At 72.4% G+C, this 23,833-nt stretch carries 17 protein-coding genes and 1 pseudogene; all 18 read left to right on the forward strand.

Annotated features, from left to right (window positions below; genetic code table 11):
* Window positions 1-65 precede the first annotated feature (65 nt).
* The 18 genes and pseudogenes from ACFVYI_RS07335 to ilvN all read left to right on the forward strand — a co-directional run bounded on the left by ACFVYI_RS07335 (window position 66) and on the right by ilvN (window position 23,769).
* Window positions 66-1,256 carry a hypothetical protein gene (locus ACFVYI_RS07335; protein WP_387882168.1) on the forward strand — a complete coding sequence of 397 codons (1,191 nt, stop codon included), beginning with the start codon at window positions 66-68 and terminating at the stop codon, window positions 1,254-1,256.
* Window positions 1,253-1,792, forward strand: a complete 540-nt coding sequence (locus ACFVYI_RS07340; protein ID WP_387882169.1) for a GNAT family N-acetyltransferase — start codon at window positions 1,253-1,255, stop codon at window positions 1,790-1,792. Before ACFVYI_RS07335 ends, ACFVYI_RS07340 begins: the two co-directional genes overlap by 4 nt.
* Before the next feature lie 243 nt (window positions 1,793-2,035).
* Window positions 2,036-3,061 (forward strand): hypothetical protein, encoded by a 1,026-nt coding sequence (locus ACFVYI_RS07345; RefSeq protein WP_387882170.1) that lies wholly within the window; start codon window positions 2,036-2,038, stop codon window positions 3,059-3,061.
* Complete coding sequence (locus tag ACFVYI_RS07350; RefSeq protein ID WP_387882189.1) at window positions 2,976-3,482, forward strand: NUDIX hydrolase; 507 nt, start codon at window positions 2,976-2,978, stop codon at window positions 3,480-3,482. The genes ACFVYI_RS07345 and ACFVYI_RS07350 overlap by 86 nt, the downstream gene beginning before the upstream one ends.
* A gap of 16 nt (window positions 3,483-3,498) precedes the next feature.
* The gene (locus ACFVYI_RS07355; protein ID WP_387882171.1) at window positions 3,499-4,023 is read left to right on the forward strand and encodes a TIGR00730 family Rossman fold protein; all 525 of its coding nucleotides are present in this window, start codon (window positions 3,499-3,501) and stop codon (window positions 4,021-4,023) included.
* A 13-nt stretch (window positions 4,024-4,036) separates the two neighbouring features.
* Entirely contained in the window at window positions 4,037-4,726 is a 690-nt protein-coding gene (locus ACFVYI_RS07360) for an SDR family oxidoreductase (protein WP_387882172.1), read from the forward strand.
* A 60-nt stretch (window positions 4,727-4,786) separates the two neighbouring features.
* Window positions 4,787-5,815 (forward strand): methionine synthase, encoded by a 1,029-nt coding sequence (locus tag ACFVYI_RS07365; RefSeq protein ID WP_387882173.1) that lies wholly within the window; start codon window positions 4,787-4,789, stop codon window positions 5,813-5,815.
* Window positions 5,816-5,839: 24 nt separating this feature from the next.
* The gene (gene ligA / locus ACFVYI_RS07370; RefSeq protein WP_387882190.1) at window positions 5,840-8,125 is read left to right on the forward strand and encodes an NAD-dependent DNA ligase LigA; all 2,286 of its coding nucleotides are present in this window, start codon (window positions 5,840-5,842) and stop codon (window positions 8,123-8,125) included.
* Window positions 8,126-8,497: 372 nt separating this feature from the next.
* Window positions 8,498-9,982: pseudogene (locus tag ACFVYI_RS07375) on the forward strand (putative bifunctional diguanylate cyclase/phosphodiesterase); the annotation flags it as partial.
* Window positions 9,983-10,416: 434 nt separating this feature from the next.
* Complete coding sequence (gene gatC, locus ACFVYI_RS07380; RefSeq protein WP_035797834.1) at window positions 10,417-10,713, forward strand: Asp-tRNA(Asn)/Glu-tRNA(Gln) amidotransferase subunit GatC; 297 nt, start codon at window positions 10,417-10,419, stop codon at window positions 10,711-10,713.
* Between the two features lie 4 nt (window positions 10,714-10,717).
* A complete protein-coding gene (gene gatA, locus ACFVYI_RS07385) occupies window positions 10,718-12,211 on the forward strand; it encodes an Asp-tRNA(Asn)/Glu-tRNA(Gln) amidotransferase subunit GatA (RefSeq protein WP_387882174.1) in 1,494 nt (497 codons plus the stop codon).
* On the forward strand, window positions 12,208-12,447 hold the full coding sequence (locus ACFVYI_RS07390) for a hypothetical protein (protein ID WP_387882175.1): 240 nt from the start codon (window positions 12,208-12,210) through the stop codon (window positions 12,445-12,447). The genes gatA and ACFVYI_RS07390 overlap by 4 nt, the downstream gene beginning before the upstream one ends.
* A 78-nt stretch (window positions 12,448-12,525) precedes the next feature.
* Window positions 12,526-14,037, forward strand: coding sequence for an Asp-tRNA(Asn)/Glu-tRNA(Gln) amidotransferase subunit GatB (gene gatB / locus ACFVYI_RS07395; protein WP_387882176.1), 1,512 nt, complete (start codon window positions 12,526-12,528; stop codon window positions 14,035-14,037).
* 256 nt (window positions 14,038-14,293) lie between these two features.
* Window positions 14,294-14,452, forward strand: coding sequence for a hypothetical protein (locus ACFVYI_RS07400; protein WP_387882177.1), 159 nt, complete (start codon window positions 14,294-14,296; stop codon window positions 14,450-14,452).
* Window positions 14,453-14,583: 131 nt separating this feature from the next.
* A complete protein-coding gene (locus ACFVYI_RS07405; RefSeq protein WP_387882178.1) occupies window positions 14,584-17,622 on the forward strand; it encodes an AAA family ATPase in 3,039 nt (1,012 codons plus the stop codon).
* Between the two features lie 471 nt (window positions 17,623-18,093).
* Entirely contained in the window at window positions 18,094-21,021 is a 2,928-nt protein-coding gene (locus ACFVYI_RS07410; RefSeq protein ID WP_387882191.1) for a putative bifunctional diguanylate cyclase/phosphodiesterase, read from the forward strand.
* 330 nt (window positions 21,022-21,351) lie between these two features.
* A complete protein-coding gene (locus tag ACFVYI_RS07415; protein ID WP_387882179.1) occupies window positions 21,352-23,205 on the forward strand; it encodes an acetolactate synthase large subunit in 1,854 nt (617 codons plus the stop codon).
* A gap of 39 nt (window positions 23,206-23,244) precedes the next feature.
* On the forward strand, window positions 23,245-23,769 hold the full coding sequence (gene ilvN / locus ACFVYI_RS07420; RefSeq protein ID WP_360642284.1) for an acetolactate synthase small subunit: 525 nt from the start codon (window positions 23,245-23,247) through the stop codon (window positions 23,767-23,769).
* Window positions 23,770-23,833 lie beyond the last annotated feature (64 nt).

Below are 23,833 nucleotides of genomic sequence, written 5' to 3' on the forward strand. Positions count from 1 at the left end.
AACGAAGAGTCGCCGGATACACCCAAGAGGCGTTTGTTACGGCGTTCTCGGACATGGCGCGGCGCATGGGCGTTGACGCAGCAGTGAGCGTGCGCCAACTCCGTCGGTGGGAGTCGCCCGATCCGCCCCTGCCGCACCCCGGGCAACAGGCTGTACTGGAAGCACTCTTGGGTGTCCCGCTTGCCGAACTCGGTTTCACCGTCCCGTTGGAGCGGGTTCACAGCACACCGAAGTGCGGGCAACAGGAAGGCGTGTTGCACCGTCGACAGTTCGTCGTAGATGTCGGAGCCCTCCTCGGTGTCTCCGCCCTCCCAACCTCGCGGACCGGCCGGCGCATCGGTTCGATCGACGTGCGGGCCTTCCAGTCGGACATTTCCGGGCTGTATGCCATTGATCATTCGCGCGGCGGCCGGGTCGCTCGGCAGGCTGCCACGCGCGTGCTGAGGAGCATAGAGAAGGTCATGACCGATGGGGTGTACCTTGCACCAGTCGGGCGTGAACTTCACGGCCTGGCAGGAACGTTGCACTCTCACCTCGGATGGATCGAGTTCGACGCGGGGAGGACGGCGGCGGCCCGTGTAGCGTGCGTCGAGGCGTTGGCCTCGGCCCGTTTGGTGGACGATCCGGTGCTGGAGGTTCGGGCGCTTGACAGCCTCTCTCTGCTCGCGGTTGAGCAGAAACGGCCTTGGGAAGCGGTCGCGGCGGTGACCGCCGCCGGGGCGATCGCCCAGGTGCACGGCGGGCCGAGAGTGAAATCAGTGGTCGCGCTGCGGCAGGCTCGGGCGCTTTCATCGGCAGGTGACCATCCGGGGGCCCGGCGGGCTCTGTCACAGGCTCTGACGTGGCAAGACAGGTCCGACAGGGACACCAATGCACCACCGTGGACGGCGTTTGCCGGTCAGGTCGAGGTGGACTACGCGACGGCCGCGTGGCATGTGGAGACCGGGCACCCGGCGTACGCGGTCCCGTTCCTTCGGGCCGCCGTCGACCGGCTCGGCCCGACGTACAGCCGAAACGCGGCACTGTACCGGGCGCGGTTGGCCGAGGTGCTGATGAAGGTGGGCGAGGTCGAGGAAGCCTGTGCAGAGGTGGTTGCCAGCGCCAATGCCGCACAAGGGATGGCTTCGGCTCGGCTCGCTGACCGGCTGCGTACGGTGGCAGCCTCGGCCGCGGGTGTGGACACAGCGGTGGCACGGGACTGTGTCGAGGAGCTCAGGGTGCTCGGTGTGACGGTGCGAAAGCGGAGGACGGTGTGACGGTGACTGTTCGGCTTCTTCATGGTGAGGAAACGGCAGGTCTTGAGCCGCAGTTGAAGGAGGTGTTCGCGGAGGCGTTCGCGGAGCCCCCTTACGGGGAGGGGCCGGCCGACGTGGAGCGGGCCTTCCGGCGGTTCCGCTCGCAGGTGCGGAGACGCGGTTTCCGCGCTGCCGTCGCCTTCGACGGCGACACTGCAGTGGGCATGGCCTACGGCTACCCGCTATCGGCGAGCACCGGATGGTGGGACACCCTGACTGACCCCGTGCCCGACGATCTCAGGCGGGAGGACGGGAAGCGCACGTTCGGGCTCTTCGAGTTGGCGGTTCGGCCCGGGTGGCGCCGCAAAGGCGTCGCCACCCGGATGCACCGCACCCTTGTTGAGGGCCTCGACAATGCCCGGGTGATGCTGAACAGCCGACCGCAGGCTGCGGCGGCTCAGGCGTCCTACCGAGCGTGGGGCTACCGGAGGGTCGGCTCGGCGATCCCCTGGGAGGGGGCGGCCCGGCACGATGTGATGGTTCTCGACCTCGTCTGATCCTCAGGAGAGCCTGGGGTTCCCGCTCGAACTCGCAAGTACTCACCGCAGCGAATCTATGACTGTCCGTCAAATCTGCTGCTCTGTTGGCATAAACTGCAATGGCCACCGCCCAGTCGGGCGGTGGCCATTTCCACGCGTACGCCTACAACTTGGCGGTTCCGGCGCACGCGTCTACCAACCTCGGCCAGTATGCCAGCCGTGCTGTCTTCCGGCTCGCATATCGGCCACGAAAGGCTGAACGTGCACGTCGTCACGACCGAGGCTCTAGCCCTCTCCCGTCCCACCGGCACCCCACCCGCGAACGAGTTCCGGATCCGGGTCGGGCAGTGGATGCAGAGCGTCCCGACCGGTGGGCCCTGGAAGTCCCTCGGGCCGTCCTTCGTCCTCTTCCTCCTGCACGCCGCGCAGAAGGCCGATGCGGACGGGACCAACCTCCACTGCCCGCCGTCCAATCTCTGGTTCTCCCGCGCCTGCCGGGTCTCCAAGGACTCCGTCCCCGGCTTCTACCGCGCCGCCGAGGCGGCCGGAGTCATGGCCCTGGTCCACGGCCCCTCCGGTGTCCGGGTGCGCGGCTACGCCGTCACCATGCCCCTGGGCGGCGTCCCCGACTGGGACGCCGCCCTCGCCGTCCTGCGCGCCGACGCCCGGCGTGTCAAGCAGGAGCTGCTTCGCTGCGCCGCCGACAAGCCCGCACGTGCGGAGTCGATGAGCTCCGCACGTGCGGTGTTGCCAAGGCCGCACTGCGGTGAGCGGAAGTCCGCAGGTGCGGAGTCGGACAGGTCCGCACGTACGGGCTCGACGCTCCGCACGTGCGGATTGAACCAGGAAGTCCCTTACCAGGTAGAGGAGATGGTTACTGTTGTGGTGACAGGTACCACTCCGCGCGCGAGCGAACAGCCGGCCCTGCCCGATGCCACGCACTGGGGGCGGATGGCCGAGCACCTGCCGCCCGACCTCCAGCGGGCCGCTCGCGCCGTGCCGGCGGACGACCTGCTGCGCCGGGTCACCGCCATGGCCATCGAGGCCGGCTGGGCCTCCCCGGGTTGGCTTGCCGCCCGCCTGGCGTCCCACCGGCCGGCGAACGCCCCCGGTGCCGCCGCTGCGGACCGTCTCGCCGCAGGTCTGGTCGCCGTCCTGGGTGTCCTCTCGGACCGACATGCCCAGGTGGGCCGGGGCTCGTATCCTCCTGTGCATGAGTCACCGCACCGGGAAGCCCCGGTCGACGCCGCTCCACTCGGTGTCCGTTGCGGGAGCGGTCGTCCGTGAGGACGGCCGGGTGCTGGCGATCCGCCGGGCCGACAACGGGACGTGGGAGCCGCCCGGCGGGGTGCTGGAGCTGTCCGAGTCCGTCGAGGACGGGGTGCGGCGCGAGGTCTTCGAGGAGACCGGGATCAAGGTCGGCGTGGAGCGGCTGACCGGTGTCTACAAGAACGTGCCCCGGGGCGTCGTCGCCCTGGTCTTCCGGTGCCACCCCGAGAGCGGGGCGGAGCAGCTCTCGGAGGAGTCGACCGCCGTCGCCTGGCTCACGCCGGCCGAGGTGTCCGACCGGATGGCCGAGGTGTACGCGGTGCGTGTGCTGGATGCGCTCCGCGAGGGCGGTGCCGCTCCGGCGGTCCGTGCCCACGACGGGATCCGTCTGCTCGTCCGGCGGCGGGTAATGCCGGTGAGAAGGGTCCCCGGGGCGTGATAGACCGGGGAGCACTATGAACATCACCGTTTTCTGCTCCGCGTACTCGCTCGACGACCGCTACACCGCCCCCGCCGCCGAGTTCGCCCGGCTGCTCGGGGAGGGTGGGCACACCCTGGTGTGGGGCGGCTCCCACGCCGGGCTGATGGGGCTGCTCGCCGACGGGGTGAAGGCGGCCGGGGGCCGGCTGGTCGGGGTCTCCGTCGAGCTGCTCCGGCACAAGGCGTACGAGGGCGCCGACGAGCTGATCACCACCGCCGACCTCGCCGAGCGCAAGGCGCAGCTGCTGATGCGCGCGGACGCGGTCGTCGTGCTGGTCGGCGGCCTCGGCACGCTGGACGAGGTCACCGAGGTGCTGGAGCTGAAGAAGCACGCGCTGCACGACAAGCCGGTGATCGTCCTGGACACCGAGGGCTTCTACGCGGGCCTGCGCACCCAGCTGGAGCGGATGGACGCCGAGGGGTTCCTGCCGCGCCCGCTGGGCGAGCTGATCACCTTCGCCGACGCTCCGGCCCAGGTCTTCGCACAGCTGAAGGCCTGAGAGGATCACGGGCATGGCTGCACATCTGATCACCGGCGCGGGCTCCGGCATCGGCGCCGTCCTCGCCGAGCGTCTCGCCGAACGCGGGGACGACCTCTGGCTGCTGGCCCGCGACGCCCGCCGGGCCGCCGAACTGCGCGAGCGCTTCCCCGGGGCGCAGACCCTGGTCGGCGACCTGGGCGCCCCGGCCAAGCTCTCCTGGGCCCTCGGCCACCAGGCGCCGCCGATCGAACTCGACTCGCTGCTGCACGTGGCGGGCGTCGTCGAGCTCGGCCAGGTCGGCGAACTGCCGGTCAAGGCCTGGCAGGACACCCTGAACGTCAACCTGGTCGCGCCCGCCGAGCTGACCCGCCTGCTGCTGCCCTCGTTGCGGCTGGTCAAGGGCCACGTCGTCTTCGTGAACTCCGGCGCGGGCCTCAACGCCCACGCCGACTGGTCGGCGTACGCGGCGAGCAAGCACGGTCTGAAGGCGCTCGCGGACTCGCTGCGGCTGGAGGAGCACGCCAACGGCGTCCGGGTCACGTCCGTCTACCCGGGGCGAACCGCCACCGCGATGCAGGTGAAGGTGCACCAGCAGGAGGGCAAGGCGTACGACGCCGAGCGCTGGATCGACCCGGAGTCGGTCGTGAAGGCCCTGCTCACCGCGCTCGACCTTCCGCGCGACGCTGAGATCACCGAGATCACCGTCCGCCCGGGCCGGTGAGCCCCGCGTGGGAAGTCGGCCGGTCCGACTTCCCACGCCGCGCGCACTAGGCTCGGTCGGGTGAGCAACGGACACTCTTTCCCCGACCTGCGTGGCGCTGCCACCGGTGTCGGATCGCTGCCCGGTACCGACGCGCGGGAGGCCGCCAGGACGTCCACCGGGGCACTGGAGCAGCTGCCGTTCCTGCCCGAACTGCCGGCCCGCGGGCCGGGCGCCGACATGATCGGGCGCAGCGCCGGCCTGCTGGTCGAGCTGTTCGCGCAGACCGAGCCCAGCGGCTGGCGCTTCGCCGACCGCCCGGGCCGCGACACCCGGCGGGCCCGCGCCTGGCTCGGCGAGGACCTCGACGCGCTGGAGGAGTTCACCCAGGGCTACCGGGGTGCGCTCAAGGTGCAGGCCGTCGGGCCCTGGACGCTGGCCGCCTCGATCGAGCTGAAGTACGGCGAGAAGGCGCTCGCCGACCGCGGCGCCTGCCGGGACATCGCCGGCTCGCTCACCGAGGGGCTGCGCCGCCACCTCGACGAGGTCCGCCGCCGGATTCCCGGCGCGCAGATCGTGCTCCAGCTCGACGAGCCCTCGCTGCCCGCGGTGCTGACCGGCGGGGTGAAGACCGCCAGCGGCTTCCAGCGGCTGCGCTCGGTCGACCGCCAGGTCGCCGAGGAGGCGCTGCGCGAGGTGATCCGCAGCGTCGACGTGCCGGTGGTGGTGCACTGCTGCGCGCCGGCCGTGCCGCTGCCGCTGCTGCGCCGGGCCGGGGTGGCCGGAGTGTCCCTGGACTTCTCGCTGTTGACGGAACGTGAGGACGAGGAGTTCGGCGAGGCGATCGAGGCGGGCACGGTGATCCTCGCCGGTGTCGTCCCGTCCACTGACCAAGCCCTCGCTCAATCAACGGCACTGTCCGACCCGGCCGGTAGTGTCCAGGGTGTCAGGACGTTGTGGCGCAGGCTCGGGTTCGCCCCGGAGCTGCTGGGCCGCCGTGTGCTGGTGACGCCCACCTGCGGGCTGGCCGGGGCCTCCCCGTCCTATGCGCGCACGGCTCTGTCACACAGCGTGAGGGCGGGCCAGAGCCTGGTGGACAACCCGGAATGAGAAGTTGACGGAGGGCTTGCGGTGGTGGCTGTCGAGGGCTGGGAGGACGTTCCGGCGGAGGTGCGCAGGCGGCACGCCGAGCTGTCGGCCGAGATCGAGGACCACCGGGCCCGCTACTACGGACAGGACGCGCCGGTCGTCAGCGACGCCGAGTTCGACACCCTGATGCGCGAGCTGGAGGGGCTGGAGGCCGAGCACCCGGCGCTGGTCACGCCGGAGTCGCCCACCCAGCGGGTCGGTGGCGCGCCCACCGAGCTGTTCGCCCCGGTCGAGCACCGGGAGCGGCTGCTCAGCCTGGACAACGCGATGGACGACGACGAGCTGGCCGCCTGGGCCGAGCGCGTCGCCGCCGAGCTGGCCGGCATCGACTACCACTACCTCTGCGAGCTCAAGGTGGACGGCCTGGCCGTCAACCTCACCTACGAGAACGGTCAGTTGGTGCAGGCGGCGACCCGCGGCGACGGCCGGGTCGGCGAGGACATCACCGCCAACGTCCGCACCATCAAGGAGATCCCGCACCGGCTCAAGGGCGAGGACATCCCCGAGCTGGTGGAGATCCGGGGCGAGGTCTACTTCCCGACCGACGCCTTCGAGGCGCTCAACGCCTCCTTCGCCGAGGAGAACGAGCGCCGCCGGGTGGAGAACGAGGAGCGGGCCAAGGAGGGCAAGCGCCCCCGGGCGATGATCCGGCTCTTCATGAACCCGCGCAACGCCGCCGCCGGCTCGCTGCGCCAGAAGGACCCGCTGGTCACCGCCTCCCGGCCGTTGCACATGGTGGTGCACGGCATCGGCGCGCGGGTCGGCTTCGACATCGACGACCAGTCGCACGCCTACCGGCTGCTGCACGACTGGGGCCTGCCCACCGCCCGGCACAACAAGGTGGTGCGGACCCTCGACGAGGTCCGCGCCTTCATCAAGCACTTCGGCGAGCAGCGGCACTCGGTCGAGCACGAGATCGACGGCGTGGTCGTCAAGGTGGACGAGATCGCCCTGCAGGGCCGGCTCGGGGCCACCTCGAAGTCCCCGCGCTGGGCGATCGCCTGGAAGTACCCGCCGGAGGAGGTCACCGGCACGCTGGCCGAGATCAAGATCGGCATCGGGCGGACCGGTCGGGCCACCCCGTACGCGGTGCTGGCCGAGCCGGTCAAGGTGGCCGGTTCGATGGTCCAGTACGCGACGCTGCACAACCAGGACGTCGTGAAGGCCAAGGACGTCATGCTGGGCGACACCGTGGTGCTGCGCAAGGCCGGCGACGTCATCCCGGAGATCCTCGGCCCGGTCTACGACCTGCGGGACGGCACCGAGGTGCCGTTCGTGATGCCCTCGCACTGCCCCGAGTGCGGCGAGGAGCTGCGCCCGATGGCCGAGGGGGACATCGACCTGCGGTGCCCCAACGCGCAGTTCTGCCCGGCCCAGATCCGCGAGCGGATCGCCTTCCTCGGCGGGCGTTCGGCGCTGGACATCGAGGGCCTGGGCTACGTCGCGGCTACGGCGCTGACCCAGCCGCTGGCGCCGGCCGAGGCGCCGGTGGGGAACGAGGGCGACGTCTTCGGCCTGACGGTGGAGCAGCTGCTGCCGATCAAGGTGCTGGTGCGCGACCAGAAGACCGGCATGCCCAAGCTCGACGACGAGACCGGCGAGGAGAAGGAGGTGTTCTTCTTCGCCACCACCACCGGGGCGCCGAAGAAGAACACCGGGCTGCTGCTCGACAACATCGAGAAGGCCAAGGACCGCCCGCTCTGGCGCTTCCTCAACGGTCTCTCGATCCGGCACGTGGGCCCGGTCGCGGCCCAGGACCTGGCCAGGGAGTTCCGCGACCTGGACGCGATCTTCGCGGCGAGCGAGGAGCGGCTGGCCGCGACCGACGGCGTGGGCACGGGCACCGCGCGGTCGATCATCGAGTGGTACCAGGTGGACTGGCACCGGGAGATCGTGGAGAAGTGGCGCGCGGCCGGCGTCCGCTTCACCGAGGAGGCCGCCGAGGAGGAGGGCGAGCGTCCGCTGGAGGGGCTGACCGTCGTGGTCACCGGCACGTTGGCCGGGCACACCCGGGACGGCGCCAAGGAGGCGCTGACCTCGCGCGGAGCGAAGGTGACCGGATCGGTGTCGAAGAAGACCGATTTCGTGGTCGCCGGTGACAATCCCGGTTCCAAATACGACAAGGCCGTTCAGCTCGGGCTGCCGGTCCTGGACGACGCGGGCTTCACGGTGCTGCTGGAGCAGGGGCCGGAGGCGGCGCGCAGGCACCTGGGCCTGCCCGAACCGGAGGCCGTCGCCGAGGCCGCCGAGCAGGCGCCGGCCGAAGGGTGACCCGCACGCGGAGCCATTGAGTCCGTCTTGTTATCGTCCTGATGCAACGTCACCGGGTGCCGCGCGGTGAAAGCGGGCATTGTGTCACTGTGCGGCACCCGAACGCGGTGGCGCGCTCCCGGTTGTCCGAAAGTCTGCCCGCCGGGTGGACCCCGGAATACCCTGGAGCGCAACAGAATGTCAGCAGGGGTGGGGGCACCGGCTGAGCCGGTCTCCGCGGGGTCGCTCATGCCCGGCAGCTGCCGGCACCGGTACGGTGCCTCACCGTAAGGCGGCCTGACGGGGCGGGCCCGACGGAGGACAGGGCTTATGGATCGTACGACCGGCGGTGCGCCCACACGCCCGCCGCAGGGGGTGGCGGGTGCGGTCCTGCTGCTCGGTGTCCTGCTGGCCGGCGCCGCACCGCTCATCCCGCTGGCCGTCCTGGTCTACCGCTACGAGCCCGAGCTGCTGCCGCTGTTCGCGGTGCCGCTGGCCGTCCTGGTCGCGGCCTGGCGGATCGCCCGGGACCGGGCCCGCGACCAGCTCACCGACCCGCTGACGGACCTGCCCAACCGTCAGGCCCTTTTACTGGCCGCCCAGGAGGCCATCGCCGAGCACGAGCAGGGGTACAGCGTCGGCCTCATCCTGCTCGACCTCGACCGGTTCCGGTCGCTCAACGACACGCTCGGCCACACCGCCGGCGACCGGCTGCTGGTGCACATCGCCCGCCGGCTGCACCGGGCCCTGCGCTCCGGCGCGTCCGGCGGCGCCGGCCGGGAGACGATCGACGACGTCTTCGCCGGGATGCCCCGGGACTACCGGCGCGGCCGCCCGATGGTGGCCCGGATGGGCGGCGACGAGTTCGCCGTCCTGCTGCCCGGCGTCGGCTGCCCCAACACCCTGGAGCGGATCGCCAAGGCGCTGATCGCCGAGCTGGCCGCACCGATCCGCCTCGACGGGCTGCTGCTCGTCCTGGAGGCCAGCGCCGGCGTCTGCGTCTACCCGCAGCACGCCCAGGACGCCGAGTCGCTGCTGCGCCGCGCCGACGTGGCGATGGGCCACGCCCAGCGCGGCTGCACCTCGGTCGAGCAGTACGACGAGGCCCAGGACGCCGACACGCCGTACCGGATCGGGCTGCTCGGCGATCTGCGGCGGGCGCTGGAGACCGGCGAGGTGCAGCTGCACTACCAGCCCAAGGTGGCCTTCGACGGCCGGGTGGTCGGGCTGGAGGCGCTGCTGCGCTGGGAGCGGCCCGGCCAGGGCAAGGTCTCGCCGGACGAGTTCGTCGGGCTCGCCGAGTCCAGCGGCCTGATGCCCCGGCTGACCGACTACGTGCTGGAGGCGGCCGTCGGCCAGCTCGCCTCCTGGCGCGAGCAGGGCCTCCAGGTGCAGGTCGCGGTGAACGTCTCACCGCGTGACGTGCTGAACCCCGGCTTCGCCCAGCGGGTCGCCGGGCACCTGGTCCGCCACCAGGTGCCGGCCCACGCGCTGCAGCTGGAGATCACCGAGCGGCTGCTGCTGGACGACTCCCGGCGGGCCGCCGACACCCTGGCCGAGCTGCGCGGCTACGGCGTCGGGATGTCCCTGGACGACTTCGGGACCGGCCACTCCTCGCTGGTGCGGCTGCGCAGCCTGCCGGTCGGCGAGCTGAAGATCGACCGGTCCTTCGTCTCCCGGATGGTCGCCGACGACCACGACGCGGCCGTGGTCCGCTGCTCGGTGGAGCTGGCCCACTCGCTGGGCCTGACCGTGGTGGCCGAGGGCGTGGAGGACGACGAGACCTGGGAGCGGCTGCACCGGATGGGCGTGGACGCCGTCCAGGGCTGGCTGGTCTCCGCGGCGCTGCCGGCCGAGCAGGCCACCGCCTGGCTGCGGGTGCACCGCACCGGCGTCCCGCCGGTCGAGCGGCTCACCGCGGCCGCGCAACAACTGCCGCCGGCGATCCAGCCGGTGATCAAGCCGGGCATCCAGCCGGTGCTGCCGTCGGCCATCCCGCCGGTGCTGCCGCCGGTGGTCCAGGCGGTGCAGGCGGCCCAGATGGAGATCCAGGCCCCGGGCACGCCGAGGTGGGCTCCGACGAGGCCGCAGTAGGGGGGCCGGGGCCGTCTCCGGCCCCGTCCCGTGGCGGGGGCCGACCGCCGTGACCGGCCCCCGGGGTTACTCGTTGGCCGGTGGCCGGGCCGGGCCCCATAGGATGGGGCCCACAGACCAAGAGGACGGGAGCGCCGAGCCGGCTGCTCCTGCCCGGGCCCGGCACCGCCTGACCGCAGCGCCGGGTCTCACCAGAACTCACCCTTGAGGATCGCTGCATGCCTGGCATCACGCGCGAGGAGGTCGCCCACCTCGCTCGGCTGTCGCGTCTTGAGTTGCAGGCCGAAGAGCTGGACCACTTCGCCGAGCAGCTCGACGTGATCATCGGCGCGGTCGCCCGCGTTTCCGAGGTCGCCGGACAGGACGTCCCGCCGACCTCCCACCCGCTCCCGCTGACCAACGTCATGCGGGCGGACGAGGTGCGACCGTCGCTCACCCCGGAGCAGGCGCTGTCCGGCGCCCCCGCCGCCGAGGAGCAGCGTTTCCGTGTGCCGCAGATCCTCGGGGAGGACTGACCCAATGACCGACCTGATCCGTTACACCGCGGCCGAGACCGCGAGTGCCATCGCCAAGGGCGAGGTCTCCGCCGTCGAGGTCGCCCAGGCGCACCTGGACCGCATCGGCGCCGTCGACAAGAAGGTCAACGCCTTCCTGCACGTCGACACCGAGGGCGCGCTGAGCGCCGCCAAGGCCGTGGACGACAAGCGCGCCAAGGGCGAGGAGCTCGGCCCGCTGGCCGGCGTCCCGCTCGCGCTGAAGGACGTCTTCACCACCAAGGGCGTGCCGACCACCTGCGGCTCCAAGATCCTCGAAGGCTGGATCCCGCCGTACGACGCCACCCTGACCACGCGTCTCAAGGACGCCGGCGTGGTGATCCTCGGCAAGACCAACATGGACGAGTTCGCGATGGGCTCCTCCACCGAGAACTCCGCCTACGGCGCCACCGGCAACCCGTGGGACCTCAGCCGCATCCCCGGCGGCTCCGGCGGTGGCTCGGCCGCCGCGCTGGCCGCCTTCGAGGCCCCGCTGGCGATCGGCACCGACACCGGCGGCTCGATCCGCCAGCCCGGCGCCGTCACCGGCACCGTCGGCGTGAAGCCCACCTACGGGTCGGTCTCCCGCTACGGCCTGGTCGCGTTCTCCTCCTCGCTGGACCAGGGCGGCCCGTGCGCCCGCACCGTGCTCGACGCGGCGCTGCTGCACGAGGCGATCGCCGGCCACGACCCGCTGGACTCCACCTCGATCGACGCGCCCGTCCCGGCCGTGGTCGAGGCCGCCAAGCTGCGCGACGTGCGCGGCATGCGGATCGGCGTGGTCAAGGAGTTCGCCGGCGAGGGCTACCAGGCCGGCGTCATGCAGCGGTTCAACGAGTCCGTCGAGCTGCTGCGCGAGCTGGGCGCCGAGGTCGTCGAGGTCTCCTGCCCGTCGTTCACGCTGGCGCTGCCCGCGTACTACCTGATCGCGCCCAGCGAGGCCTCGTCCAACCTGGCCCGCTTCGACGCGATGCGCTACGGCCTGCGGGTCGGCGACGACGGCACCCGCTCGGCCGAGGACGTCACCGCCCTCACCCGCGAGGCCGGCTTCGGCCCCGAGGTGAAGCGCCGGATCATCCTCGGCACCTACGCCCTCTCCTCGGGCTACTACGACGCCTACTACGGCTCGGCCCAGAAGGTCCGCACGCTCATCTCGCGCGACTTCGACGCCGCCTTCGCCGGCGTGGACGTGCTGGTCTCCCCGACCACCCCGACCACCGCCTTCCCGATCGGCGAGCGCGCCGACGACCCGATGGCGATGTACCTGGCCGACCTCTGCACGATTCCGTCGAACCTCGCGGGCAACGCGGCCATGTCGCTGCCCTGCGGGCTGGCGCCGGAGGACAATCTCCCGGTCGGCCTGCAGATCATCGCACCCGCGATGGCGGACGACCGCCTGTACCGCGTGGGCGGCGCCGTCGAGGCCGCACTCAACGACAAGTGGGGGCACACCCTGCTGGAGGAGGCACCGGCACTGTGAGCAAGATCGAGAAGGCCAAGGGCTTCAAGCACAGCAAGCCCGGCCTGTGGCTGTCCATCGGTACCAGCGCGTTCGGTGCGATCTCGATCGCCAAGGACGTGAAGAAGGCCCGCGGCGATAACGACACGCTCAAGCTGATCAACGCCCTGGTCGGTGCCGCGGCCCTGGTCACCGGCACCGCCCTGCTGGTGCGCGAGCTGCGCCGGCTGGGCGACGACGACGTGCTGCTGGGCTGAGAAAGCCCTCGGCCCGGCCGCGCACCACCGTGCGCGGCCGGGCCCGTACCTCCACAGACTTTTAGCGAAGGGGACGCTGTGAGCGTCATGAACCTGGTCTCCTACGAGGACGCTCTCGCGTCGTACGACCCGGTGATGGGCCTTGAGGTCCACGTCGAGCTGGGCACCAAGACCAAGATGTTCTGCGGTTGCTCGACCGAGCTGGGTGCCGAGCCGAACAGCCAGGTCTGCCCGACCTGTCTCGGCCTCCCGGGCTCGCTGCCGGTGGTCAACGCCATCGGCGTGGAGTCGGCGATCAAGATCGGCCTGGCGCTGAACTGCGAGATCGCCGAGTGGTGCCGGTTCGCCCGGAAGAACTACTTCTACCCGGACATGCCGAAGAACTTCCAGACCTCGCAGTACGACGAGCCGATCGCCTTCAACGGCTACCTCGACGTGCAGCTGGAGGACGGCTCGACCTTCCGCGTGGAGATCGAGCGCGCCCACATGGAGGAGGACACCGGCAAGTCCAGCCACGTCGGCGGCGCGACCGGCCGGATCCACGGCGCCACGCACTCGCTGCTCGACTACAACCGGGCCGGCATCCCGCTGATCGAGATCGTCACCAAGCCGATCGAGGGCGCCGGCGAGCGCGCCCCCGAGGTGGCCAAGGCGTACGTCGCCGAGCTGCGCGAGCTGATCAAGGCGCTGGGCGTCTCCGAGGCCCGGATGGACAAGGGCCAGATGCGCTGCGACGTCAACCTGTCGCTGCGCCCCAACGGCACCGAGAAGTTCGGCACCCGCTCCGAGACCAAGAACGTCAACTCGCTGCGCAGCGTCGAGCGGGCCGCCCGGTTCGAGATCCAGCGGCACGCCACGGTGCTGGGCGACGGCGGCACGATCGTCCAGGAGACCCGGCACTTCCACGAGGAGGACGGCAGCACCACCGCCGGCCGGATCAAGGACAACGCCGAGGACTACCGCTACTTCCCCGAGCCGGACCTGGTGCCGATCGCACCCGCCCGCGCCTGGGTGGAGGAGTTGCGTGCCGGGCTGCCCGAGCTGCCGCGGGTGCGCCGGGCCCGGCTGCAGGCCGAGTGGGGCCTGAGCGACAAGGACATGCAGTCGGTGCTGAACGCCGGCGCGGTCGAGCCGATCCTGGAGACCATCGCCGCGGGCGCGCCGGCCGACCAGGCCCGCAAGTGGTGGATGGGCGAGCTGGCCCGCCGGGCCAACGAGACCGGCACCGAGCTGAGCGAGCAGCCGATCACCCCGGCGCAGGTCGCCCGGGTCACCGCGCTGGTCGCCGAGGGCAAGCTGAACGACAAGCTGGCCCGTCAGGTCATCGAGGCCGTGCTGGCCGGCGAGGGCGAGCCGGACGAGGTCGTCGAGAAGCGCGGCCTGGCCGTCGTCTCGGACGACTCCGCGCTCGGTGCCGCCGTCGACGAGGCCATCGCCGGCAACGAGGCGATCGCCGCCAAGATCCGCGACGGCAAGGTCGCCGCGGTGGGCGCGCTGGTCGGGGCGGTCATGAAGGCCACCCGCGGTCAGGCCGACGCGGCCCGGGTGAAGGACCTCATCCTTGAGCGCCTCGGCGTGGAGGGACAGTAGCCGCTACCTGGAGAAGCTCGGCGCCGGCCGGATAAGGCAAGGGATTCCAAGGCGTCTAAGGCTTTCTAAGGTGCCTTAGTTCGGTCAAGGCCCGGATTCGCCCCCTAAGCGGGGTGGATCCGGGCCTTTGCCGTGTCCGGCGGCCGTTCCTAAGGCGCCGGCCGCCCGGAACATCGGGCAAGGTGCCGATGTGGCGCACCCCCCTGGGAGAGGAGTCTTTACCTCAGAACGAGAGACCACCACGAGGGGAAACACCGTGTTCGAGTACGAGCTCATCCAGCAGCAGGTACGGGAACTCCACGCCCAGGCCGATCACGAGCGCCTGGTGCGCGAGGCCAAGGCCGGCCGCCGCATCGTGCGCCGGCTGCCCGCCTTCCGTGTCGAGCGGCGCGCCGCGCGTCTGAACGAGTGCTGACGGGCCGACACCCGGCCGGGGCCGGGGCGGAGACGGAAGGGGAGGCGCGATCCAGCGCCTCCCCTTCCGGGCGTCCGGGGGCTGGGATAACCGATCGGCTCGGCCCGGCCGGTTATGGCATGCTCGCCTCCATGCAGCAGATATCGGTGAGTCCCGTCTTCGTCGGCCGTGGCACCGAGATCACCGAACTGACAGCGGCGCTGCGCCGGGCCGGGGAGGGGAAGCCGCAGACCGTCCTGGTCGGCGGCGAGGCGGGCGTCGGCAAGACCCGGCTGCTGGAGGAGTTCCTCGGCCAGTCCTGCGCGGACGCGGGCGTGGTCACCACCGTCGGCGGCTGTCTGGAGGTCGGCGCCGAGGGGCTGCCGTACGCGCCGCTGGCCACCGCGCTGCGCCGGCTGCACCGGGGGCTGGGCGCCGAACTGGAGGCCGCCGCCGCCGGCAGCGAGGGCCATCTCGCCCGGCTGCTGCCCGACTTCGGCGAGGCCGACGGCGAACCCAACGACGAGTACGGCCGGGCCCGGCTGTTCGAGCACACCGCGAGGCTGTTCGAGCGACTCGGCACGGACCGTACCCTCGTGCTCGCCGTCGAGGACCTGCACTGGTCCGACCGCTCGACCCGGGAACTCCTCACCTACCTGGTCCGCACCCTGCACCGGGCCCGCGTGCTGCTGGTCGCCACCTACCGCACCGACGACCTGCACCGCCGTCACCCGCTGCGGCCCTTCCTCGCCGAACTGGAGCGGCTGCGCACCGTCCAGCGGATGGAGCTGGCGCGGTTCGGCCCGGGCGAGGTGGCCGAGCAGCTGGCCGGCATCCTCGGCACCGCCGACCCCGACCACCAGCTGGTCGACCGGATCCACCGCCGCTCCGAGGGCAACCCGTTCTTCGTCGAGGAGCTCGCCACGGCCTTCCAGTCCGGCTGCTCGGCCGGGCTCACCGACTCGCTGCGGGACATCCTGCTGGTCCGGGTCGAGGCGCTGGACGAGGAGACCCAGCGGGTGCTGCGGATCGCGGCGGAGGGCGGCTCCTACGTCGAACACGCGCTGCTGGCCGCGGTGCTGGACGACGAGGAGCAGCTGATCGAGTCGCTGCGCACGGCCGTCGGCGCCAACATCCTGCGCCCGGACACCGACGGCGACGGCTACCGGTTCCGGCACGCCCTGGTCCGGGAGGCGGTCTCGGACGACCTGCTGCCCGGCGAGCGGCACCGGATCAACCGCCGCTTCGCCACCGCCCTGGAGCGGCAGCCGCACCTGGTCGGCTGCGACGTCCGGCCGGCCCGGCTGGCCAACTACTGGTACCACGCGCACGATCCGGCCCGGGCCCTGCCGACGGCCCTGGACGCCGCCCGGGCCGCCCGCCGGCGCAACGCCTTCGCCGAGCAGCTGCGGATGCTGGAGCGGGCCCTGGAGCTCTGGGACGAGGTCTCCGAGGACGTCCTGGCGCACACCCTGCGCCCCTACGACTGGGCCGAGACCTATCCGCCCTGCTCGTGCGACGTGGCGACGCACGACACGGACTGCGAGCGGCTGCAACTGGTCGACGTCCTCGCCGAGGCGGTGGTCGCGGCCCGGCGCAGCGGTGACCGCGAGCGGGGGCTGAGCCTCTCCCGGCGGGCGCTGAAGCTGGTCGACGAGTCCAGGGACCCGGCCCGGGCCGCCTGGTTCCGGATGAACCGGGCCCGGATGTTCGGCCACCTCAACCGCTCCAAGGACCAGGACGAGGCGGCCTACGCCCGGCGGCTGGTCGAGCACCTGCCGCCGTCCGCGGTCCAGGCCGAGGTGTTCGCGCTGAGCGCCGGCATCTCCATGCTCAACAGCCCCACCGAGGAGAGCGTCGAACTCGCCGAGCGGGCCGCGGCGATCGCCCGCCAGGTCGGGGCGCACGCCGTCGAGCAGCACGCCCGGATGACGCTCGGCACCCTGCGCAACGACCTGGAGAACGACCCCGAGGCCGCCATCGCCGAGCTGACCGCGGCGCTCGCCGCCACCCGCGAACTCGGTGTCCCGGACCTCATGCTCCGCGGCCTCAACAACCTGGCCAGCCTGCTGCAGACGCTGGGCCGCGCGGAGGAGGCCGTGACGCTCGCCCGCGAGGGGCTGGAGACGGCGGACGGCACCGGCCTGCTGCGCAACATCGGCACCCTGCTGCTCGGCAACCTCGCCGAGGCGTTGCTCGACCTCGGCCGGACCGAGGAGGCGGCCGAGCTGCTGGCCGGCGCCGAGCGGACCCAGCACCCGGGCAGCCACGCCGAGTTCCTCGACCGGCTGCGGGGCGAGCTGGCCCTGCTGCGCGGGGACGTCGCCTCGGCGGCCGGCATGCTGGCCCAGGCGCGGGCCTCCGACCGGGTCTCCCAGTTGCAGCACTCGGTGCCGATCTCCCGGCTCGCGGTGAGGGTCGCCGCCTCCAGCGGTCGCCCGCTGGAGGCCCGGGCCGAACTGCTCGCCGTGATCGAGGGCCCGGTGCCCCCGGGGAACGAGGCCGCGCTCTACCCGCTGCTGGTGGACGGCGCCGCGGCCGAGGCCGACAGCCGGGGCCTGCCGGAGGCCGCCCCGGGCCGGGCCGAAGTACTGGCCCGAATCGCCGAGGTGGCCGCCCGGCTGAACCCCAAGGCGCCGCTGCACCACGGCTGGGCCCGCCGGCTGGAGGCCGAACTGGCCCGCGCCGAGGGCCTGGACACCCCGGCGCAGTGGACCGCCGCCGTCGAGGCGCTGCGGCCGGCCGGGCTGCCGGGCCCGCTGGCGGCGGCGCTGCTGCGGGCCGGCGAGGCGCAGGTGCTGGCCGGTGACCGGGAGGCGGGGGCCGCGCTGCTCCGCGAGGCCCGGGCGCTGGCCCGGGTGCGGTCGGACACCGCGCTGCTGGCCGAGATCACCGGCCTGGCCGAGCGGGCCGGTCTGACCCTCACCGCCCGCGTCGCGGCACCCGCCGGTCGGGCCGCGGTCGGCGACTCCTTCGGCCTCACCCCCCGTGAGCGGGACGTGCTCCGATTGCTCGCGCGGGGCCGTACCAACCGGCAGATCGCGGAGGAGTTGTACATCTCGCCGAAGACCGCGAGCGTGCACGTCTCCAACATCCTCGGCAAGCTGGCGGTGACCGGCCGCGGCGAGGCGGGCGCGCTGGCACACCGGCTGCGCCTCTTCCCGGACGACCTGGCACCGGCCGGCCGCTGACCCGCACCGCCGCCCGCGACCACCGCCCGGACCGGCCCGGACCGGCCGGTGGTCGCCGGACGCCACCGCGTGCTCCCGTGCGCGCCGCGTGAGCCCCTGTCCGCGCGCCCCCGCCAACCGGCCCGATCCGGCGGAATCGGGTGCATTTCCCCACTCCCGCACCATTACTCTAAGTTGAGTGTGCGTGTCATTGAGTGACCGAAGTGGTGTAGGGTCCCGAGTGGGAACATCGGTGCGGTGCGTCGGCCGGCAGGCCGCCCACCCCCTGGGCCACCGCCCTGACGGGGCGCCAGGTCACCGCGTACGGCCACCAGGTGCGCGGCCGGTGGCCCGTGGCCGGGGCGCCAGGCCCCGGGCCGGAGGGGGAGAGGCCGAGTGAGCTCCACCGATGCGGTGCTGCCCGGAGCCGGACGGTCGGGCGTACCGGACGCCGACCTGTCCCGGTCCGCCCGGCGCGGTCCGGTCCGCCGGCTGCTGTACAGCCGAAGCCTGCCCGGCACCGTCCTCGGCGCCCTCTGCCTGGCCTATGCGCTGGGCGCGTCCCTCGGCTGGGGGTCGCGCCAACTCGCCGTTTTCATGGGGGACTTCGGCCTGGCGGCGGCCGCCCTCGCCGCCGCGCTGTCCTGCCTCGCGTACGGCTGTACGGTCGGCGGCCACGCCCGCCCGGCCTGGCTGCTGTTCGGCCTCTCCTCGCTCGTGGTCGCGTTCGGCAACGGCACCTGGGGCTGGTACGAGCTGGTCGAGCGCACCCCGCTGCCGCAGGACTCGCTCGCCGAGTACGTCTTCCTGCTGTTCGCCCCGCTGGCCATCACCGGGGTGCTGGTGCTCGCCCAGCGCCCGCGCAGCGCCGCCGGCTGGCTCTGCCTGCTGCTGGACGGCTGGCTGGTGGCCGGTTCGCTGTTCACCCTCAGCTGGAGCCTGGCGCTCGGCCGCATCACCGCCGGCGAAGTCGGCTCCCCGCTGCGCCTGGCGCTCAACCTGGCCTACCCGGTGCTGGACATCCTGCTGGTCAGCCTGGTGGTCGGGCTGCGCTTCGGCGGCCGCGACGGCAACCGGGCCGCGGTGCACACCGCGATGATCGGCCTCGCCGTGACGGTGCTCTGCGACGCCCTCTTCACCTCGCCGGACCTGCGCAGCAGCTACCACTCGGGGGAGTTGCTGGACGCCGGCTGGTTCGCCGGCAGTCTGCTGCTGGCCTGGGCGCCGTGGTCGCCGCGCTGGCGCCGGCCGCTGCGCGAGCACCCCTCGGTCGGCGGCCTGCCGCGCCGCCGGGTGGCCACCACGTTCAGCGCGCTCACCCCGTACGCGGCGGCCGCCGTCTGCACCGCCGGCATCCTCTACAACGCCCTCGGCGGGCGGACGTTGGACCGGGTGGTGGCGTCGGCGGCCTGTACCGTCGGCCTGGCGTTGATCCTGCGGCAGGGCGTGATGCTGCTGGACAACCTCTCGCTGGCGCAGGAGCTGGCCCACAAGGAGGCGCACTTCCGCTCCCTGGTGCAGGGCTCCAGCGACGTCATCATGATCGCCGGCGCCAACGGCGTGCTCTCCTACGTCTCCCCGGCCGCGCTCGGCGTCTACGGGCGGGATCCGGAGGAGCTGGTCGGCGGCAACCTGTTGGACCTCGTGCACCCCGAGGACGTGGACCGGGTGCTGGCGGAGGTCCGCCGCTTCCTCGCCCGGGGCCGGCTCGCCGCGCACCGCTCGCCCGCCGCCGCCGAACCGTCCGCGGCCCGGGTGGAGTGCCGGATCAGCTCCGGCACCGGTGAGTGGTTGCACGTCGAGTCGACCGTCAACCGGTACCGCGACGGCCTGATCCTGAACAGCCGGGACGTCACCGAACGCGTGATACTGCAGGCCCAGTTGCAGCACAACGCCTTCCACGACCCGCTCACCGACCTGCCCAACCGGGCGCTGTTCGCCCAGCGGCTGAGAGCCGCCCTGGCCGCCCGCGGCCAGCAGGGCGGGGCGGGCGCCGGGGTCGCCGTGCTCTTCCTCGACCTGGACGGCTTCAAGGCGGTCAACGACAGCGCCGGCCACCAGGTCGGCGACGAACTGCTGGTGCAGGCCGCCCGGCGGCTGCAGGGCGCGGTGCGCTGCGGGGACACCGTCGCCCGCTTCGGCGGGGACGAGTTCGCGGCGCTGGTCTGCGGCCCGCTCGGCCGGCTGCAGGTCCAGGAGCTCGCCGAGCGGCTGCGGATCGCCCTCTCCGAGCCGTACTGGATCGGCGCCGCCGAACTCAGCGTCGCGGCCAGCATCGGCATCGCCTTCGGCACCCCCGAGCGCGGCCCGGCCGCCGACCCCAGGGCCGCCACCGACGAGCTGATGCGCAACGCCGACCTCGCGATGTACCGGGCCAAGTCCGAGGGCAAGGGCCGGGTGGTGCTCTACACCCCGGCCATGCGGGCCGACCTGGAGCGCCGCACCGAACTGGAGGAGCGGCTGCGGGTGGCCGTCCGCGAGGGCGGCTTCACGCTGCTGCACCAGCCGGTGGTGGACCTCGGCACCGGCACCGTCACCTGCGTCGAGGCCCAGGCCCGCTGGCGCTCGGCGCAGGGTCTGCTGCTCACCCCCGCGGAGTTCCTGCGCTCGGCCGAGCACGGCGACGCGGCCACCCGCTTCACCCGCTGGCTGATCCACGAGGCGGTGACGGCCGCCGCGCTGCGGCGCGGGCTGCCGGCCAGAACCCGGTCGGCGCCGGCCCCCGTCCCGGTGTCGGTGCGGCTCTCGGCGCAGCGCCTCTGCTCGCCGGGCATGTACGAGGCGGTGGTCGCGGCGCTGCGCGACACCGGGCTGCCGGCCGGCCACCTGGTGGTCGAGGTGGCCCGGATGGGCCCGGACGCGCTGGCCGACGAGCTCGGCCGCCGGCTGGCCGCGCTGCGCCGGCTCGGCGTCTCGACCGCGCTGGCCGGGTTCGGGGCCGGCAGCGGCTCGCTGGGCGCGCTGGCCCGGATGCCGTTCGACAGCCTCAAACTGGACCGCACGCTGGTCCAGGACCTCGGCGAGTCGGCGCTCGGCCGGACGCTGGCCGGGCACGCGCTGCGGCTCGGTCGGGACCTCGGTCTGGTCACCGCCGCCGAGGGGGTGGACCTGCCGCGCCAGGTCGCCGTCCTGCAGGAGCTGGGCTGCCGTCAGGGCCAGGGTTCGGCCTTCGCCCCGCCGCTGGACGAGACCCGGTTGCGGCGGGCGCTGGCCCGCCGGGCGTACCCGCTGCCGCGGCCGCTCGGCTCGCTCTCCGCGCGGCGCGCGTATCTGGCCGCGGACACCCGGACGGGTGGCCGCGGCGAGCCCGGGGGAGGGCGTGTCGGACCGCACCACAGCCCCTCCGACCTGCCCGAACACCGGGCGGTGGCCGGTCCGGGGCACGGTCCGCATGGCGAGACTGTCGTCCCACCTGCTTGACAGTCGACCCCGCACGGGAGGAAGGTCGTTGCCATGCGCACCCGAATTCTCGTACTTGGCGGGCGCGTCGGCTGAGCGGGCCATGCCCCGCTTGTGACAGACCGACGCGCCACCCCTCGCATGCCCTTGGCACGAGGGGTTTTTTGTTGCACTGACGCTGTTCCACTCCGCAAGACCACTGGCCCCGGCCGCCCGATTCCCCCCGATTCCGGAGGGAGAAGAGGGACGATTGGGGCAGAGCCGGCGATCGGCCCGACACGTGGGACCCCACCCTCTGGCACCCGGGCCCGCAACCACCCGGGTCGGCAAAACCCGAGAAGAGACAGGCAGATGACTGAGCACGCCGCATCCCCCCGCCGTGGGGACACCCCGGCCGCCCACGCTCCCGCTCCCCAGCACGTCGTCGAGACCATGACCGGCGCCCAGTCGCTCATCCGCTCGCTGGAGGCCGTGGGCGCGGACACCGTCTTCGGTATCCCGGGCGGGGCCATCCTTCCCGCGTACGACCCGCTGATGGACTCGACCAAGGTGCGCCACATCCTGGTCCGTCACGAGCAGGGCGCCGGTCACGCCGCCACCGGTTACGCCCAGGCCACCGGCAAGGTCGGGGTCTGCATGGCCACCTCGGGCCCGGGCGCGACCAACCTGGTGACCCCGATCGCCGACGCCTACATGGACTCGGTCCCGATGGTGGCGATCACCGGGCAGGTCGCTTCCAAGGCGATCGGCACCGACGCCTTCCAGGAGGCGGACATCTGCGGCATCACGATGCCGATCACCAAGCACAACTTCCTGGTCACCGACCCGGCCGAGATCCCCCGGGTGATCTCCGAGGCGTTCCACATCGCCGCCACCGGCCGCCCCGGCCCGGTGCTGGTCGACATCGCCAAGGACGCGCTGCAGGCCACCACCACCTTCCGCTGGCCGGCCGAGACCTCGCTGCCCGGCTACCGCCCGGTCACCAAGCCGCACGCCAAGCAGATCCGCGAGGCCGCGAAGCTGCTGGTGAGCGCCAAGCGCCCGGTGCTGTACGTCGGCGGCGGGGTGCTCAAGGCGCACGCCACGGCCGAACTGCGGATCCTCGCCGAGCTGACCGGCGCCCCCGTGGTCACCACGCTGATGGCGCTCGGGGCCTTCCCCGACAGCCACCCGCAGCACCTGGGCATGCCCGGCATGCACGGCACCGTCCCGGCCGTCACCGCGCTGCAGAAGTCGGACCTGCTGTTCACCCTGGGCGCCCGCTTCGACGACCGCGTCACCGGCAAGCTGGACAGCTTCGCCCCCTACGCCAAGGTCGTCCACGCCGACATCGACCCGGCCGAGATCGGCAAGAACCGCCCGGCCGACGTGCCGATCGTCGGTGACGCCCGCGAGGTGCTCGCCGACCTGATCGTCGCCGTCCAGGCCGAGTTCGACGCCGGCCACCGCGGCGACTACGCGGACTGGTGGGTCAAGCTCGACGAGTGGAAGAAGACCTACCCGCTGGGCTACGAGCCGGCCCCCGCCGGTCAGCTCTCCCCGCAGCAGGTCATCGAGCGGATCGGCCGGCTGGTCGGCCCGGAGGCGATCTACGCCGCGGGCGTCGGCCAGCACCAGATGTGGAGCTCGCAGTTCATCCAGTTCGAGAAGCCGGCCACCTGGCTCAACTCGGGCGGCGCGGGCACCATGGGCTACGCCGTGCCGGCCGCGATGGGGGCCAAGGCGGGCCGCCCGGAGACCGCGGTCTGGGCGATCGACGGCGACGGCTGCTTCCAGATGACCAACCAGGAACTGGTCACCTGCGCGCTGAACGACATCCCGATCAAGGTCGCGGTCATCAACAACGGTTCGCTGGGCATGGTCCGCCAGTGGCAGACCCTCTTCTACAACCAGCGCTACTCGAACACCGTGCTGCACGCCGGCCCGGGCCACGACGGCATCGAGCCGCCGGCCCAGGGCACCCGGATCCCCGACTTCGTGCTGCTCGCCGAGGCGATGGGCTGCGTCGGCCTGCGCTGCGAGCGCCCGGAGGACCTGGACGCGGTGATCAAGCAGGCGATGGAGATCAACGACCGTCCGGTCGTCATCGACTTCATCGTCCACCAGGACGCCATGGTCTGGCCGATGGTCGCGGCCGGGACCAGCAACGACGAGATCCAGTTCGCCAAGGGCGTCCGGCCCGACTTCGGCGACGACCTCGACTGAAGCCCCACACTCCAGAACGACCAAGGGAACAGAGACCCCATGTCCAAGCACACCCTCTCCGTCCTGGTCGAGAACAAGCCCGGCGTGCTCGCCCGCATCGCCTCGCTGTTCTCCCGTCGGGGCTTCAACATCGACTCCCTCGCCGTCGGCCCGACGGAGCACCCGGACATCTCCCGGATGACGATCGTGGTCAACGTCGAGGACCTCCCGCTGGAACAGGTCACCAAGCAGCTCAACAAGCTCGTGAACGTGATAAAGATCGTCGAACTCGACCAGGCCGCTGCGATCCAGCGGGAACTGGTTCTGGTGAAGGTCCGCGCCGACAACGAGACGCGGTCGCAGATCGTCGAGATCGTCCAGCTGTTCCGCGCCAAGACGGTCGACGTGTCCCCCGACGCGGTGACCATCGAGGCCACCGGCAGCTCGGACAAGCTGGAGGCCATGCTCCGGATGCTGGAGCCGTACGGCGTCAAGGAGCTGGTCCAGTCCGGCCTGGTCGCCATCGGGCGCGGCGCCCGTTCGATCACCGACCGCTCGCTGCGCGCCCTCGACCGCAGCGCGTAGCGCGGTCGTCTCACCCCCTGAAGCACTGCCCCACACCCCGGCCGGGTCCACGTACCGTGGGAAC

The sequence above is a fragment of the Kitasatospora sp. NPDC058218 genome (assembly GCF_042882445.1).
GTDB lineage: Bacteria > Actinomycetota > Actinomycetes > Streptomycetales > Streptomycetaceae > Kitasatospora.

Excerpts from the sequence above, each read along its gene's own strand:
- ACFVYI_RS07335 (WP_387882168.1), top strand. The coding sequence starts at position 66 with ATGGGCGTTGACGCAGCAGTGAGCGTGCGCCAACTCCGTCGGTGGGAG.
- ACFVYI_RS07355 (WP_387882171.1), top strand. The coding sequence starts at position 3,499 with ATGAACATCACCGTTTTCTGCTCCGCGTACTCGCTCGACGACCGCTAC.
- ACFVYI_RS07360 (WP_387882172.1), top strand. The coding sequence starts at position 4,037 with ATGGCTGCACATCTGATCACCGGCGCGGGCTCCGGCATCGGCGCCGTC.
- gatC (WP_035797834.1), top strand. The coding sequence starts at position 10,417 with ATGCCTGGCATCACGCGCGAGGAGGTCGCCCACCTCGCTCGGCTGTCG.
- gatA (WP_387882174.1), top strand. The coding sequence starts at position 10,718 with ATGACCGACCTGATCCGTTACACCGCGGCCGAGACCGCGAGTGCCATC.
- ACFVYI_RS07405 (WP_387882178.1), top strand. The coding sequence starts at position 14,584 with ATGCAGCAGATATCGGTGAGTCCCGTCTTCGTCGGCCGTGGCACCGAG.
- ACFVYI_RS07415 (WP_387882179.1), top strand. The coding sequence starts at position 21,352 with ATGACTGAGCACGCCGCATCCCCCCGCCGTGGGGACACCCCGGCCGCC.
- ilvN (WP_360642284.1), top strand. The coding sequence starts at position 23,245 with ATGTCCAAGCACACCCTCTCCGTCCTGGTCGAGAACAAGCCCGGCGTG.